This window comes from Nocardia sp. CY41 (genome assembly GCF_009829325.1).
Taxonomy (GTDB): Bacteria; Actinomycetota; Actinomycetes; order Mycobacteriales; family Mycobacteriaceae; genus Nocardia.
In genome coordinates this window covers 213,586-231,686 of the sequence record NZ_VUOS01000017.1, presented here as the reverse complement: position 1 = coordinate 231,686, position 18,101 = coordinate 213,586, and the positions used below count along the sequence as shown (strand labels likewise).

General features: G+C 71.0%; 1 protein-coding gene (running past one end of the window). It reads right to left on the bottom strand.

The annotated features are described in order from the left end of the window. Positions 1-18,101: part of a non-ribosomal peptide synthase/polyketide synthase coding region (locus GVY64_RS19770; RefSeq protein WP_159843529.1), annotated on the bottom strand (this coding region is incomplete at its 3' end). The annotated region extends 17,670 nt beyond the left edge of the window; the window shows 18,101 of its 35,771 annotated nt.

Here is an 18,101-nt window from a genome sequence, read left to right as displayed (position 1 = left end):
TCGTAACGAGCGTTCTGTTCATCCCGGAAGTTGGCCAGACCGGCGTGGGTGACCACGACGCCCTTGGGCACACCGGTGGAACCGGAGGTGTAGATGACGTACGCGGGGTGCTCCGGCCGCACCGGGCGCACCCGGTCGGCGTCGGTGACCGCGGCGTCGTCGAACCCGTCGAGATCCAGCTCGTCGAGCACCAGCCACTCGACCGACTCGGGCAGTTCGGGGCGCACCGACGCCACGGTCAGACCGATCGGCGAGCCCGAGTCGGTGACCATGTGCGCGATGCGATCGGCGGGGTAGGTCGGGTCGATCGGCACGAACGCGCCGCCGGACTTGGACACCGCCCACTCGGCGAAGTACGACTCGTCCGACCGAGGCACGGCGACCGCCACCAGATCCTCGGTGCCGATGCCGCGCTCGATCAGCAAGCGGGCCAGGCGGTTCGACCGTTCGTCCAGCTCGCCGTAGGACACACTTCTGCCCTGGAACACCACGGCGGGCGCCTCGGGGTCGATGGCGGCGGCCTCGGCGATCAGGTCCGGCAGCGTCCGCGCGGGTGTGGCGGGCGCGCCGTTGCGCGCGATCAGGTCGGCCCGCTCGGCGGCATCGAGCACGTCGATCGCGCCGACGGCGACCGACGCGTCGGCCGCCACGGCCGCGAGCACGCGTTCCCAGCGGTCCACGATGGCCGCCGCGGTCGCCTCGTCGAACAGCTCGGTGGCGTAGGTCAGCGCCAAAGCCATGGCCCCGGAGCCGGATTCACCGCGCTCGGCGAGGGTGAACTGCAGGTCGAAGCGGGCGACGTTCTCTTCCAGGTCCAGTGCGGACACCGAAAGGCCAGGCAACTCCAGGGTGGTGCGCTCCAGGTTCTGGAACGCCAGCATCACCTGGAACAGCGGGTTGCGGGCCTGCGAGCGCTCCGGCGCGAGCAGTTCCACCAGCCGCTCGAACGGCACGTCGGCGTTGCCGTAGGCGTCCAGGTCGGTGCGGCGCACCCGGTCGAGCAGCCCGGCGAACGACTCGCCCGGCTCGATGCCCGTCCGCAGCACCAACGTGTTGACGAACATGCCGACCAGGTCGTCGAGCGCGGCTTCACCGCGGCCCGCGACCGGGGTGCCGACCGCGACGTCGTCGCTGCCGGACAGCCGCGCCAGCAACACCGCCAGCGCGCTGTGCATCACCATGAACAGCGACGCACCGCGCTGCCGCGCCACTTCCTCCAATGCGGCGACCAGGTCACCGGACAGCTCGCGGTGCAGCGTCGCGCCGCGATGCGAGGCGACGGCCGGACGCGGGCGGTCGGTGGGCAGAGCGAGCTCGTCGGGGATGTCGTCGAGCGCGCGCCGCCAGTAGGCGACCTGCTTCGCCAGCAGCGAGTCGGGATCGTCCTCGGACCCGAGGATTTCCCGCTGCCAGACCGCGAAGTCGGCGTACTGCACCACCAGCGGGGCCCAGCCGGGAGCGCTACCGGCGCTGCGCGCGGTGTAGGCGGCCATCACGTCGCGAGTCAACGGGCCCATCGAGAAGCCGTCGGCCGCGATGTGGTGCACCACCACGACGAGCACGTGCTCGTCCGGCCCGGCCGTGTACAGCCGGGTGCGCAGCGGAACCTGTTCGGCCACATCGAATCCGGTGGTGACGAACTCGGTCACCGTCTCGACCAGCCGCGCCGGATCGACCGCAACGGGGTGCAGGTCGAGGGCGATGTCCTCGGCGGGCACGATCACCTGCACCGGGGTGCCGCCGTGCTCCGGGTACCGGGTGCGCAGCGATTCGTGCCTGCGCACCACGTCGGCCACCGCCAGCCGCAGCGCCTCGACGTCCAGCGCGCCGGTGAGCCTGATGGCGATCGGCAGGTTGTAGGCCGCCGAGGCGGTGTCGTACTTGTTCAGGAACCACATGCGCTGCTGCGCGAACGACAGCGGCACCAGTTCGCCCGCCGCGCGCTCGCGCGCGACCAGCCGGGCGCGGGCGGCGCCGTCGGCGTGCGATTCCACTCGCGCGGCGAGCGCTTCCACGGTGGACGCCTCGAACAGGGTGCGCACCGCGACGGTCGTGCCCAGCGCGGCGCCGATGCGGGCGACCACCCTGGTCGCGATCAGCGAGTTGCCGCCGAGGTCGAAGAAGTCGTCGTCCACGCCGACCCGTTCCAGGCCGAGCACGTCGGCGAACACCGCCGCGACGGTCTCCTGCACCGGGGTGACCGGCGCGCGGAACGCGCGCGAAGTCGCCGTCGGCGCGGGCAGCGCGCGGCGGTCCAGCTTCCCGTTGACCGTCAACGGGATCCACTCCAGCCGCACCACGGCCGAGGGCACCATGTAGGCGGGCAGCTGCGCGGCCGCGCCGTCGCGTACCGCGTCGAGCACCGGCTCCGCGCCCGGCTCGGACACCACGTACGCGACGATCCGCTGATCGCCGGGCTGGTCCTCGCGCACGACGACCGCGGCTTGCGCGATGCCCGGCTGCGCCAGGATCGCGGACTCGATCTCGCCGAGCTCGATGCGGAAGCCGCGCACCTTCACCTGATCGTCGGCGCGGCCGAGGTATTCCAGCTCGCCGAAACGGTTCCAGCGCGCCAGGTCGCCGGAGCGGTACAGCCGCCCGCCCGGCGCGTCGCCCAGCGGGTCGGCGACGAAGCGGGTCGCCGACAGATCGGCGCGGCCGAGGTAGCCGCGCGCCAATTGCGGTCCGGCCACGTACATCTCGCCCGCGACGCCGACCGGCACCGGGCGCAGCCTGCTGTCGAGCACGTACACCCGCAGCCCGGCGATGGCGCGGCCGACCACGCTGCCGGAGGCGGCGGCGATGGTCGCGGCGTCCAGCGCGCGGTAGGACACGTGCACCGTGGTCTCGGTGATGCCGTACATGTTGACCAGCAGCGGTCCGGCGGACGCGCCGGTGCCGTCGCCGTGGCGCGCCACCCACTCCGACAGCCTGCGCAGTTCCAGCGCCTCGCCGCCGAACACCACGTAGCGCAGCGCCAGCGGCGCGGCGTCGGGCGCGGCGTTCCGGTCGGCCTCGGCCAGCTGGTAGAACGCCGACGGGGTCTGGTTGAGCACCGTGACGCGCTCGGCGCGCAGCAGTTCCAGGAACTGCTCGGGTGAGCGCGAGGTGTAGTAGTCGACCACCACGAGGGTGCCGCCGAACAGCAGCGGACCCCACAGTTCCCACACCGAGAAGTCGAAGGCGTAGCTGTGGAACAAGGTCCACACGTCCTCGGGCCCGAAACCGAAGTCGCGGTCGGTGTTCGCGAACAGCCGCACCACGTTCCGGTGCGCGACCGCGACGCCCTTCGGGCGGCCGGTCGAGCCGGAGGTGTAGATCACGTACGCGACGTTGTCCGGGGTGAGCGCGGCGTTGCGGTCGGCGTCGGTGATCGGGGCGTCGTCGGCGTCCTCGACGTTGCCGGTCTCCACCGCGAACCCGTCGAGCACGACCGACGGCAGCCCGGCGGGCACCTCGACCTGCACCGTGGAGTCGAGCACCACGCTGGTGGGCCGGGAGTCGGCGAGCACATACGCGATGCGCTCGGCCGGGTAGGTCGGGTCGACCGGTACGTATCCCGCGCCGGTCTTCACCACGGCCAGCAGCGCGACCACGAGGTCCAGCGACCGCGGCAGGATCACCGCGACCAGCGTCTCCGGTCCCGCGCCGTCGCTGATCAGCCTGCGCGCCAGCACGTTCGCGCGCCGGTCCAGTTCGGCATAGGTCAGCGTCTCCACGCCGAAGCGGGCCGCGACGCGGTTGGGGTGCGCGGCCACGGCCGCGTCGAACAACCCGACCAGGGTGATGTCCGGATCGGCGAACGAGCCGGCGACGCTCTCGGCGCCGGAGGACACCCAGCGCTGCGAGACGTCCAGCCGCTCGCCCTCGCCGAGCAGATCGATGTCGCCGATGGCGACATGCGGATCCTCGGCGACACCACGCAGGATACGCACGAACCGATCGGCGAACGCGGCCACCGTCTCCGGGTCGAACAGCTCGGTGGCGTAGTTCCACGACAGCGTCAGCCCGCCGTCGGCGGCCTCGCCCACGGTGAGCTGCACGTCGAATTTCGCGGTGCCCGGGTCGAAGTCGACGGCGGCGACTTCGAGGCCGCCGGGCAGCGCGACGGCGCCGAGCGCGGCCGCCGAGGCGGCCTCGAAGGTCAGCGCGACCTGGAACAGCGGGTGGTGCGCCTGCGAGCGCACCGGGCTGAGCACGTCCACCAGACGCTCGAACGGCACGTCGGCGTTGGCGAACGCGGCCAGATCGGTGCGGCGCACCTGCTCGAGCAGTTCGGCGAACCCGGCGCCCGGGTCGACCTCGCTGCGCAGCACCAGCGTGTTGACGAACATGCCGACGACGTCGTCGAGCGCGCGTTCACCGCGGCCCGCGATCGGCGTGCCGATCGCGACGTCGGTGCTGCCGGACAATCGGCCCGCCCACACCGCCAGCGCGGCGTGCACGACCATGAACAGCGTCACGCCGCGGGCGCGCGCCAGCTCGGCGAGCGCCTCGTGCACCTGCGCGTCGACCGCGAAGTCGTGCGTGCCACCGGCGTTGGCGGCGATCTCCGGCCGGGGCCGGTCGGCGGGCAGCTCGATCTGATCGGGCAGATCACGCAGTTGCTCGGTCCAGTAGGCGATCTGCCGGGCCGCCACGGAGTCCGGATCGGTTTCGCTGCCGAGCACCTCGCGCTGCCACAGCGCGTAGTCGGCGTATTGCACCTCGAGGGGGGCCCAGGACGGCGCCTCGCCGCGGGCGCGCTCGGTGTAGGCGAGCACGACGTCGCGCAGCAGCGGCCGCAGCGAGAAACCGTCCGCGCTGATGTGGTGCATGACCAGCACCGCGACGTGGTCGGTCGCCGACAGCGCGAGCAGGCTCGCCCGGAATCCGATCTCCGCGGTCACGTCGAAGGCTGCGCTCGCCAGCTCCACGATCCGCGCGGGCAGCTGCTCCCCCGCGACGGGTTCGGCGACCAGGTCGAAAGCGACCTCGCCCACCGGCAGGACACGCTGGTAGCCGGTGCCCTCCACCTCCGGGTAGACCGTCCGCAGCGCCTCGTGCCGTGCGAGCACGTCGTTGACGGCCGCACTCAGCGCGGCGACGTCGAGTGCACCGGTCAGCCGCAGCGCCACCGGGATGTTGTTCACCGCGGTGCGGTTGTCGAACCGGTTGAGGAACCACATCCGCTGCTGGGCGAGCGACAGCGGCACCAGCTCTGGGCGCTCCTGCGCGACCAGCGGCGTCCGGCCGCCTTGCCCGGCGGCCGATTCCACCTTCGCCGCCAGCGCAACGACGGTGGACGCCTCGAACAGCACCCGCACCGGGACCTGCGTGTTCAGCGCCTCGCCCAGCCGCGCCGCCACCTGGGTGGCGACCAGCGAGTTGCCGCCGAGGGCGAAGAAGTCGTCGTCCAGGCCGACCCGGTCCACGCCGAGCACCTCGGCGAAGGTCTCGGCCACGATCTCCTGCACCGGCGTGGCGGGCGCGCGGAACACCTCGGCCTCGAACACCGGCTCCGGCAGCGCCTTGCGATCCAGCTTGCCGGAAGCGTTCAACGGGAACTCGTCGAGCACCACATAGGCCGTGGGCACCATGTACCCCGGCAGTCGCGCCCCGAGTTCGGCCTTGACCGCGTCGACGTCCACCACCCGGTCCGGGTCCGTCACCAGATACGCGACCAGCTGGTCACCGGTGCGCTCATCGGTGCGCACCACGACCACCGCCTGCGCCACCGAGTCCAGCGCCGTGAGCGCCGACTCGATCTCGCCCAGCTCGATGCGCAGACCGCGCACCTTCACCTGGAAGTCGGTGCGGCCCAAGTACTCCAGCTCGCCGTCTTCGGTCCAGGCCACCAGGTCGCCGGTGCGGTACATGCGCTCGGCGTCGCCGAACGGGTTGGCCACGAAGCGCTCGGTGGTCAGATCGGGGCGGCCCACGTAACCGTGCGCCAGCTGCGCGCCCGCGAGGTACAGCTCGCCCGGCACCCCGACCGGGACCGGCCGCAACCGCGAGTCCAGCACGTAGACCTGGGTGTTGAACACCGGGGCGCCGATCGGCACCGACACCGCGTCGGACTCGGTCACCTCGTGGAAGGTGACATCGACCGCGGCCTCGGTCGGGCCGTACAGGTTGTGCAGACGCGCGCCGGTCAGCTCGCGCAGCTTCTGCGCGGTCACCGCGGGCAGCGCCTCACCGGAGGCGAAGACGTTGCGCAGGCTGGTGCATCCGGCCGCTCGTTCCTCGGCGACGAACACCGACAGCATCGACGGCACGAAATGCACCGTGGTGACCTGCTCGTCGACGATCAGGCGCGCCAGGTACGCGGGATCGCGATGGCCGTCCGGCTTCGCGACCACCAGGCGCGCCCCGACCTGCAACGGCCAGAAGAACTCCCACACCGACACGTCGAACGTCGCGGGCGTCTTCTGGAGCACCACGTCATAAGCCGCCAGCCCGTACTCGGCGTGCATCCACACCAGGCGGTTGACGATCGCGGCGTGCGAGACCGCCACACCCTTCGGACGGCCGGTCGAACCGGACGTGAAGATCACGTACGCGGTGTTGGCCGGACGCAGCGGCTTGTGCCGATCGGCGTCGGTCAGCGGCTCGTCGGAGAACTCCGACAGGTCGAGTTCATCGATGCGCACCTGCCGGGAAACCGTGGTCTCCAGGTCGGAACCGGAGGTCAGCACGCACACCGGGCGCGCGGTCTCCAGGATGTAGTCGATGCGCTCGGCCGGATGGTCCGGATCCAGCGGCACGTACGCGCCACCCGCGGCGTTCACCGCGTACATGCCGACCACCAGGTCGATCGAGCGGCGCATACCCAGTGCCACATACGACTCCGGGCCGACGCCGTTGACCTTGAGCCAGCGCGCCAGCTGGTGGACCCGGCGGGCGAACTCGGCGTAGGACAGACTTGTCCCCTCGAACGTGACCGCCGGGCTGTCGGGGGTACGCGCGACCTGGGCCTCGAACAGCGAGACCAGCGTCGCCGCGGCGTCGCCGACCGGCGAGGTGAGCGCGGCGTCGACCGCGAACTCGGTGGCGTTCCACCGCTCGATCACCAAAGACCGCTCGGCGTCGTCCAGCAGCTCGATGTCACCGACGGTGACCGACGGCTCGGCGGCGACACCGCGCAACACGCGCACGAAGCGCTCGGCGAACGTCCCGGCGAACACGCCGTCGAACAGGTCGGTGGCGTAGACGAGTTCGGCGTCCATCGCCGCCTCGCCGCCGGGGACCTCGCTGAGCGTGAGCTGCAGGTCGAACTTCGCCGTCGGCTGGTCGATGCCCAGCTCGGAGACGGTGAGACCGGGCAGCTCCAGCGCGGTGCGGCCGAGGTTCTGGAACGACAGCATCACCTGGAACAGCGGGTGCCGCGCCTGCGAGCGGGCCGGGTTGAGCACCTCGACCAGCCGCTCGAACGGCACGTCGGCGTGCGCGAACGCCTGCAGGTCGCGCTCGCGGACCCGGGCGAGCAGATCGGCGAACGAGTCGCCGGGGTCCACTTCGGCGCGCAGCACCAAGGTGTTGACGAACATGCCGACCAGGTCGTCGAGCGCCTGCTCGCCGCGTCCGGCCACCGGGATGCCGATGGCGATGTCGTCGGAGCCGCTCAACCGCGCCAGCAGGGCGGCGAACGCGCTGTGCACCACCATGAACAGCGTGCTGCCGTGCGTCTGCGCGACCCGGTTCAGGTCCTCGATCAGCTCGCCCGGCACCCGGAACCGGTAGGTGCCCGCGCCGTAGGAGGCGACGGCGGGCCGCGGGCGACCGGGCAGGCGCAGCTCGTCGGGCAGCCCGGCCAGCGTCTCGCGCCAGTAGTCCAGCTGCTCGGAGATGAGCGAGGTCGGGTCGTCCTCGGAGCCGAGCGTGTCGCGCTGCCACAGCGCGAAGTCCACGTACTGCACGGCCAGCGGCGGCCAGCCCGGCTGGGCCGCGGAGGTCCGCGCCACGTAGGCGGTCATCAGGTCGCGCACCAGCGGGCGCATGGAGAAGCCATCCGCGGCGATGTGGTGCACCACGACGACCAGCACGTAGTCGTCGTGACCGAGCCGGTAGGCGCGCAGGCGCACCGGCGGGCGGGTGGTCACGTCGAAGCCGCGCTCGACGAATTCGTAGAGGACGCCGAGCAGTTGCCCCTCGGCCACCTCGACGACGTCCAGATCCGGGATGGCCCTCGTGGCGTTCAGCACCCGCTGGTAGGCGACACCGTCGCGGGACGGGTAGATGGTGCGCAGCGATTCGTGCCGCGCGACCACGTCGGCGATCGCGCCGCGCAGGGCGTCCAGATCCAGCGCGCCCTCCAGCCGCACCGCGGCCGGGATGTTGTTCGCGGCGGAATCTGCGTCGAAACGGTTGAGGAACCACATGCGCTGCTGCGCCAGCGACAGCGGCGGATGCTCAGGACGCACCTGTGCCGTGAGCGCTTGGCGCGCACCGCTGCCCGCGTGCGACTCGACCCGCGCGGCCAGCGCGGCCACGGTCGGTGCCTCGAACAGCACGCGCACGCCGACCTCGGTGTTCAGCGCCGCGCTGAGGCGGGCGACCACCTGGGTTGCCACCAGGGAGTTGCCGCCGAGTTCGAAGAAGTCGTCGTCCACGCCGACGCGCGGCACGCCGAGCAGGTCGGCGAAGATCTCCGCGACGATCTCCTCGATCGGCGTCGAGGGGGCGCGGAAGACTCTGGCCTCGAACACCGGGGCGGGCAGCGCTTTACGATCCAGCTTGCCGGAGGCGTTCACCGGGAACGCGTCCAGCACGACCAGCGCGGCCGGGACCATGTAGCCCGGCAGCGCCGCCGACAGCGCGGTCTTCACCTCGTCGATGTCGACGGCCACATACGGTTCGCAGACCAGGTAGCCCACCAGCTGGTCGCCGGCGTGCGCGTCGGCGCGCAGCACGACCACCGCCTGCGCGATCCCGGGCTGCGCCAGCAGCGCCGACTCGATCTCGCCCAGCTCGATGCGCAGACCGCGCAACTTCACCTGGAAGTCGGTGCGGCCCAGGTAGTCCAGCTCGCCGGCCGGGGTCCAGGCCACCAAGTCACCGGTGCGGTACATCCGGTCGCCCGGCGCGCCGTAGGGGTTGGCCACGAACCGGTCGGCGGTGAGATCCGAACGGCCCAGGTAGCCCAGTGCCAGCTGCTCGCCCGCGAGATACAGCTCACCCGCGACACCCGGCGCGACCGGGTGCAGGCGGCTGTCGAGCACGAAGACGCGGGTGTTCCACACCGGACGTCCGATCGGCACCGACACCGTGTCGGCGTCGGTCGCTTCGTGATACGTCACGTCGACGGCGGCCTCGGTCGGGCCGTACAGGTTGTGCAGACGCGCGCCGGTCAGCTCGCGCAAACGCTGCGCCGTCTGCGCGGGCAGCGCCTCACCGGAGGCGAAGACCTGCCGCAGCCGCGGCGCGGGCAGGCCGTCGCCGTTCTCGTTGCCCAGCGTGGAGACGAACACCGAGAGCATGGACGGCACGAAATGCGCCGTGGTGATTTCCTTCTCGGCGATGATCCGGGACAGGTACACCGGGTCGCGGTGCCCGTCCGGCTTCGCGACGACCAGCCTGGCGCCGGTCTGCAACGGCCAGAAGAACTCCCACACCGACACGTCGAACGTCGCGGGCGTCTTCTGCAGCACCGCGTCCTGGGAGCCGATCGGGTACGCGTGCTGCATCCACAGCAGCCGGTTGACGATCGCGGCATGGCTGACCGCCACACCCTTCGGGCGACCGGTGGAACCGGAGGTGAAGATCACGTAGGCGGTGTTCTCCGGCCGCAGCGGGCGCGTGCGCTCGTCGTCGGTGATCGGCGCGCCGCTGGTCGCGGCGAAACCGGGCACGCCCTCGATGCCCTCCACCGACAGCGCGGTCACTTCCGGCTGCGGGTCGAGGCCGAAGCCGTCGGCCGACCGGTACAGGATCATCCGCGGCCGCGCGGTCTCGATGATGTAGTTGATCCGCTCGGCGGGCTGGTCCGGGTCCAGCGGCACGTAGGCCGCGCCCGTCTGCACCACCGCGTACATCGCGACGACCAACTCGGTGGAACGCCGCAACGCCAGTGCCACCAGCGATTCCGGGCCGACGCCCGCGCCGATGAGCTGGCGGGCGATGCGGTTGGCCCGCTCCTGCAACTGGCGGTAGGTCAGCCGCTCGTCGTCGAAGTCGAGCGCGATCGCGTCGGGCGTGGCCGCGGCCTGCGCGTCGAACAGCGACACGAGCGTCGCGACCTGGTCCACCGGGTGCGTGGTGTCGTTCCAGTCGATCAGCACCCGCGCGCGTTCCTCGGACGCGAGCAACTCGATGTCGCCGATCGGAACGTCCGGGTCGGCGGTCACGGCCGCGAGGATGCGGTCGAGGCGGCGGGCGAACGCCGCGACGGTCGGCTCGTCGAAAAGATCGAGAGCGTAGGAGAACTCGGCCGACATGCCCGCCGATTCGCCCTGCTCGTCCTGCGTCTCCGACAGGGTCAGCTGTAGGTCGAACTTGGCCAGCCGCGCGTCGTAGTCGATGCCGTTGACCGACAGACCGGGCAGCTCCAGGCTCGCCTGCCGGGTGTTCTGGAAGGTCAGCATCACCTGGAACAGCGGGTGGCGCGCCTGCGAACGCGCCGGGTTCAGCACCTCGACCAATCGCTCGAACGGCACGTCGGCGTGCGCGAACGCGTGCAGGTCGGTCTCGCGCGCGCGGGCGAGCAGATCGGCGAAGGTCATCGCGCCGTCCACCTCGGTGCGCAGCACCAGGGTGTTGACGAACATGCCGATCAGATCGTCCAGCGCGGCCTCACCGCGACCTGCGACCGGGGTGCCGATGGCGATGTCGCTGGTGCCGCTGGCGCGCGCCAGCAGCACCGCCAGCGCGCTGTGCAGCACCATGAACAGCGAGGCGTTGTGCCTGCGGCCCAGCTCGATCAGGGCGCGCTGGGTCTCGCCGGAGATCACGAACGGATAGGTGCCGCCGCGGTAGGAGGCGACCGCCGGGCGCGGCCGGTCCGAGGGCAGCGTCAATTCGTCGGGCAGATCGGCCAGTTCGCGCGTCCAGTAACGGATCTGGTTGGCGATCAGCGAACTCGGGTCGTCCTCGGAACCGAGCACCTCGCGCTGCCACAGCGCGTAGTCGGCGTACTGCACCGGCAGCGCCGACCACGCCGGCGCCTCCCACGACGTGCGCGCGGCGTAGGCCACCATGACGTCGCGGGCCAGCGGTCCCATCGACCAGCCGTCGGCGGAGATGTGATGCACCACCATGCCGAGCACGTACTCGGTCTCGCTGATCTCGAACAGCCGCGCGTGCAGCGGCACTTCGCTGGTCACGTCGAACGCCATCGAAGCCAGCTCGACCAGGTGATCGATCAGGTTGTGCTCGGTCACCGGCACCGGGGTCAGGTCCGGCACGATCTGCGCGGCGTCCAGCACCACCTGCACCGGGCCGGTCTTGGTCTCCGGGAACACCGTCCGCAGCGACTCGTGCCGATCGATCACGTCGATGACCGCGACCTGCAACGCGGCGATGTCCAGATCACCGGACAACCGGATGGCGACCGGGATGTTGTTCACCGCCGAGGAGGTGTCGAACCGGTTGAGGAACCACATGCGCTGCTGTGCCAGCGACAGCGGTACCTGCTCCGGACGATGCCGGGCCACCAGCGCCTTGCGCGCGCCGTCCCCGGCGTGCGACTCCACCCGCGCGGCCAGCGCGGCCACCGTGGACGCCTCGAACAGCATGCGCACCGGCACCCGGGTGTCCAGCGCGATGCCGAGGCGGGAGGCGACCTGGGTGGCGATCAGCGAATTGCCGCCCAGCTCGAAGAAGTCGTCGTCCACGCCGACGCGGGAGATGCCCAGCACCTCGCCGAAGATCTGCGCGACGATCTCCTCGATCGGTGTGGTCGGCGCACGGAATTCGCGCACCTCGAACACCGGCGCCGGCAGCGCCTTGCGGTCCAGCTTGCCGGAGGCGTTCAGCGGGAACGCTTCCAGCACCACGATCGCCGAGGGCACCATGTACGCGGGCAGCGTGCGGTGCAGCGCGTTCTTGATGCTGTCCAGGTCGACCGGGCCCGCTCCGGTCACCACGTAGGCGACCAGCTGATCACCCGCGACGGTGTCCATCACCAGCACCACGGCCTGGGTGACGGCCGGGTGGTCGAGCAGGGCGGTCTCGATCTCGCCGAGCTCGATGCGCTGACCGCGGAACTTCACCTGGAAGTCGGTGCGGCCGATGTACTCCAGCACGCCCGCGCTGCCCACTTCGGGATCGCGCGGCTGCACCCAGCGCACCAGGTCGCCGGTGCGGTACAGGCGGGAGCCGGGCGGGCCGAACGGGTCGGCGACGAACCGCTCGGCGGACAGATCGGGGCGGCCGTGGTAGCCGCGGGCGGTCTGCACGCCGCCGAGGTACAGCTCGCCGGGGACGCCGACCGGAACGGGCGCGAGGCCCTCGTCCAGCACGTAGGTCTGCGCGTTCCACACCGGACGGCCGATCGGCACCGACGTGGGGGCGAACCCGTTGACGTGCCAGGCCGTGGCGTGCACGGTGAACTCGGTCGGGCCGTACAGGTTGTGCACCGCGGCCGTGGAGAACTGCCGGAACGCGGTGACGGTCGCGGGCGGCAGCGCCTCACCGGCGACGAGAACCGCACGCAGCGAGGCGCATTCGGCGGTGTCCGCGGACCCGGCGAACACCGACAGCATGGACGGCACGAACGAGGTCATGGTGACCCGGTGCCGCCCGATGATCTCCGACAGGTAGATCGGATCGCGGTGGCCGTCGGGCGCGGCGATCAGCATGCGGGCGCCGACGGCCAGCGTGCCGAACAGCTCCCACACCGACACGTCGAAGGTGACCGGCGTCTTCTGCAGGATCACATCGGCCGGGCCGATCCGGTATTCGGCGGTGATCCAGGCGATCTGGTTGAGCACCGAGGCATGGCTGACCGCGACGCCCTTTGGGCGGCCGGTCGAGCCGGAGGTGTAGAGCACGTAGGCGGTGTTGGCGGCGCGCAGCGGTGCGCGGCGCTCGGCGTCGGTGACCGGCTCGTCACCGAATCCGCTCAGGTCGAGGGTGTCCAGCGTCAGCACCGGGATTCCCGCGGCGGCGACGTCGTCGGCCGTGGTGGTGAGCAGGCACACCGGCGCGGAGCTGTCGAGCACGTATTCGGTGCGCTCGGCGGGGTGGTCGGGGTCGATGGGCACGTAGCCGCCGCCCGCGGTGAGCGTGGCGTAGATCGCCACCAGCATGTCCACCGACCGGCGGATGCCGACCGCGACCAGCGTCTCGGGGCCGACGCCCGTCTCGATCAGCTTGCGCGCCAGTCGATTCACCCGCCCGGCGAACTCGGCGTAGGTCAGTTCGACCGGCGCGCCGAAATCCTGCGCGCCGCGCGAGCCGCCGTCGAACACGACCGCCGGATCGTCCGGCCTGCCCCGCACCTGCTCGGCGAACAACTCCAGCACGGTGGCGGCGGGCACGTCGTGACCGGTGTGGTTCCACTCGGCGAGCACGCGGTCGCGCTCGGCCTCATCGAGGATCTCGATGTCGCGCACTGCCTTTTCCGGCGCGGCGACGGCGGCTTCCAGCACGCGCAGGTAGCGGCGGCCGAATTCGGCGACGGTCGGCGCGTCGAACAGATCGGTGGCGAAGGAGATGACCGCGCCCATGCCCGCGGGCTCGCCGTTCGCGCCGCGTTCCTCGGTGACCGTCCACTGCAGGTCGAACTTGGCGATGTCGACCTCGAGCTCGTCGGCGGTGACCGAGAGCCCCGGCAGTTCCAGGGTCGCGTGCGACATCTCCTGGAACGACAGCATCACCTGGAACAGCGGGTGGCGCGCCTGCGAACGGGTCGGGTTGAGCACCTCGACCAGCCGCTCGAACGGCACGTCGGCGAACGCGAACGCCGCGAGGTCGGTTTCCCTGGTGCGGCCGAGGAATTCGGCGAACGGCTCGCTGCCGTCCACCTCCGACCGCAGCACCAGGGTGTTGACGAACATGCCGATCAGGTCGTCGAGCGCCTGCTCACCGCGCCCGGCGACCGGGGTGCCGATCGCGATGTCGCTGGTGCCGGACAACCGGGCCAGCAGCACGGCCAGCGACGCGTGCATGACCATGAACAGGCTCACGCCCTGCGCGCGGGCAAGTGCGACGAGCCCGCGGTGCAGCTCGGCATCGATGTCGAAGCTCACCCGACTGCCGTGGAAGCTCTGCACCGGCGGACGCGGACGGTCCGCGGGCAGGTCCAGCTGGTCGGGTAGACCCGCCAGCGCCCTACGCCAGTAGGCGATCTCGCGCGCCGCCATCGACGCGGGATCGGATTCGGCGCCCAGCAGCTCGCGCTGCCAGACGCTGAAGTCCTGGTACTGCACCGGCAGCGGCGCCCAGCTCGGCGCCTCGCCCGCGGTGCGGGACAGGTAGGCGGCGGCCACGTCGCGCGCCAGCGGGCCGAAGGAGAAGCCGTCGGCCGCGATGTGGTGCACGACGAACGCCACCGCGTAGTCGGCGACGCCGTTGCCGCGGCCGCCGGTGACCGCGAAGACCCGCACCCGGATCGGCAGCTCATGCGAGACGTCGAAGCCGCGCGCGGCGAATTCGGCCAGCGCGCCGTGCAATTCGGCCTCGTCGATCGGCTGCACCTCGATGCCCAGCTCGACCTGGTCGACCGGAAGCACCTGCTGGTAGCCGCCGTCGCCGGACTCGGGGAAGATCGTGCGCAGCGACTGCTGCCGCTCGACCACGTCCAGCAGCGCCGACTGCAACGCGTCCAGGTCCACCTGGCCGCGCAACCGCACCACGAACGGCAGGTTGTAGGTCGGCACGGTGGGGTCGAACTGGTTGATGAACCACATGCGCTGCTGCGCCAGCGACAGCGGCACCCGCTCCGGCAGCTGCTTGGCCACCAGCGGCGGACGCGATTCGCCCACCGGCGCGGCGTTCTCGGCGCGCGCCGCGATACCGGCGACGGTCGGGGTCTCGAACAGCGCGCGCACCCCGATCTGGGTGCCGAACGCGGCGCCGATGCGCGCCACCACCTGGGTGGCGACCAGCGAGTTGCCGCCCAGGTCGAAGAAGTTGTCATCGATGCCGATGCGCTCCTGGCTGAGCACGTCGGCGAAGATGCCCGCCACGATCTGCTCGGCCTGGGTGCGCGGCGCGCGGAAATCACCCGCGTCGGCGCTGAACACCGGCTCCGGCAGCGCCTTACGGTCCAATTTGCCGCTGGTGTTCAGCGGGAAGGCGTCCAGCACCATGATCGACGCGGGCACCATGTAGCTGGGCAGCTGCTCGGCGGCGAACCTGGTCAGCTCCACCGGCTCCACGGTGTGGCCGGGAGCCGGGACGACGTAGGCCACCAGCTGCTGGCCGGTCGCGGTGTCCACCACCAGCACCACGGCCTGGCTGACCGCGGGATGCGCGAGCAGATCGGTCTCGATCTCCCCGAGCTCGATGCGCTGACCGCGGAACTTCACCTGGAAGTCGGTGCGGCCGATGTATTCCAGCGTGCCCGCTTCGTTCCAGCGCACCAGGTCGCCGGTGCGGTACATCCGCTCACCCGTGCGGGAAAACGGGTTGGCGACGAAGCGATCCGACGTCAGGTCGGGACGGCCGCGGTAGCCGCGCGCGAGCTGACGCCCGCCCAGATACAGCTCGCCCGGCGCGCCGATCGCGGCCGGACGCAGCCGCGAATCCAGCACGTAGACCTGGACGTTCCACTCCGGGATGCCGATCGGCACGGTCACCGTGTCGGCGGCGGTCGCTTCCCAATAGGTCACCGAGACCGCGGCCTCGGTCGGGCCGTACAGGTTGTGCAGTCCCGCGTCGGTGATCGCGCGGAAGCCGGCGGCGGTCTCCGGCGGCAACGCCTCGCCGATCACGAACACCGCGCGCAGCGTGGCGCATTGGGCGCGCGTGGCGTGCGCGACGAACACCGTGAGCATGGACGGGACGAAGTCGGTCACGGTGACGCCGTGCCGGGAGATCATCTCCGCCACGTACAGCGGGTCGCGGTGCCCGTCGGGCGAGGCGATGACCAGCTTCGCACCCACCAGCAGCGGCAGGAAGTAGCCCCACAGCGACACGTCGAACGTGGTCGCGGTCTTCTGCAGATACACGTCCGCCGCGGTCAGCCGGTACTCGTCGAGCATCCACAGCTGCTGGTTGACGATCGCGTGATGGGTGACCGCCACGCCCTTGGGGCGACCGGTGGAACCCGAGGTGTAGATGACGTAGGCGGTGTTGTCCGGGCGCAGCGGCGCGAGGCGGTCGGCGTCGGTGACCGGATCCGCCGAATACGCCGAGGTGTCCAGGGTGTCGATCTCCACCCGGCGCACCGATTCCGGCAGCTCCAGTTCGTCGGCCGACAACGTCAGCACGCACACCGGCGCGGCGCTGTCGAGGATGTAGGCGGTGCGCTCGGCCGGATGGTCCGGGTCGATCGGCACGTACGCGCCACCGGCCTTCAGCACGGCGTGCATGCCGATCACCAGCTCCAGCGAGCGGCGCATGCCCAGCGCGACCAGCGACTCCGGGCCCACGCCGTCGGCGATCAGGAAACGGGCCAACCTGTTGACCCGCGCGTCGAACTCCCGATACGTCAGCGTCGCGCCCTCGAAATCGAGTGCGATGTCGTCCGGGGCCAACGGCATCTGCGCGTCCAGCAGCGCCGCGAGTGTGGTCTCCGGAACCTCCTGCTCGGAGTCGTTCCACTCCAGCAGCGTCCGCTCGCGCTCGCCGGAGGTGGCGACCGGAAGCCCCCACACCGTGGCGTCCACCTCGGCGGCGAGGAAACGGTCGAAGAACTCCAGGAAGCGGCCGTGGTGGCGGCGAGCCTCGTCCTCGGTGTAGAGGTTCGGGTTGGTCTCGAAATCGATGTGCGAGCGGGTGCCGGCCACCGACTGATAGAAGTTGACGCCCAGGTCCTCGATGCTGCCGGTGGACAGCACGCTGAGCTGGCCGACCATCGGTCCCATCACCAGCTCGTCGTGGAACAGCATGATGTTGACCCACGGCCCGAAGAACTCCGTGGTCACCACGCCGTCGCCGGCCGCGTCGCGGCGGATGTCCTCGTGCCGGTAACGCTGGTGACGCAGCGCGCCGGAGACCTCGACCTGCACCTGCTTGAGCAGCTCCGACACCGTCGTGTCGTGGCCGACGTGCAGCCGCAGCGGCACGATGTTCGACGACACACCGCCCGAGCGGCGCATCGCGGCGGTGGTGCGCGCGGTCACCGGCAGGCTGAGGATGACGTCCTCGACGCCGTTCCACTGCGCCAGGTACGCGGCGAAACCGGCCAGCAGCAGACCGGCGGGCGAGGAATCGTGCCGCGCGACCGCGGCCTCCAGCAAGCTGTTCTGCTCGTCCGACAGCGCCGCGCTCACGATGCCGTTGATCGCGGCGGGCGGCGCGGAGCGGCCGGTCAGGCTGGTGCCCTCTTCCAGCCCGTCCACGCGCTGCGCCCAGTACTCCTTGTCGGAGGTGAAGCGGGAGCTCTCCCGATAGGCGATCTCCTGCTCGTACAGCGTGTACAGATCGGTCGCCTTGGACGCGGCGGGTTCGGCGCCGGTGACATACGCGGTGTAGAGCTCGGCGATGCGGTTGAGGTTGGTCATCGCGCCGAAGCCGTCGAGCGCGATGTGGTGGGCGCGGGAGTACCAGTACCAATGATCGTCGGCCAGTTGCAGCGCCGCGATCATGATCAACCGGTCGTTCAGCAGGTCGAACGGACGGCTGTACTCGGCGCGCATCCACGCCATCGCAGCGGCGGCCGGATCGGCCTCGCCGCGCAGATCGACGTAGACGACCTTGTCGTACTCGGCGATGGCGTGGTCGACGTACTGCAACGGCTCGCCGTCGCGCTCGATGATCCGGAGGAAGCCGGAACCGAGCTCGTGCGAGGCATCGATGCTGGCGCGCTCGAGCACATCGACATCCAGCTCACCGTGCAGGTCGACGTACTGCGCGATGGTGACCGGCACCTGCGGGTCGACGTGCTGCGCGTACCAGATGCCCAGCTGAGCGGGAGACAGCGGGAACGCGCCGGACAGGCCGGGTTCTGCCCCAGCACCAGCGTGTGCCCGTTCGCCACCAGTTTCGCCGTTTCCGCCGAAATCCAGCCGGTCCAA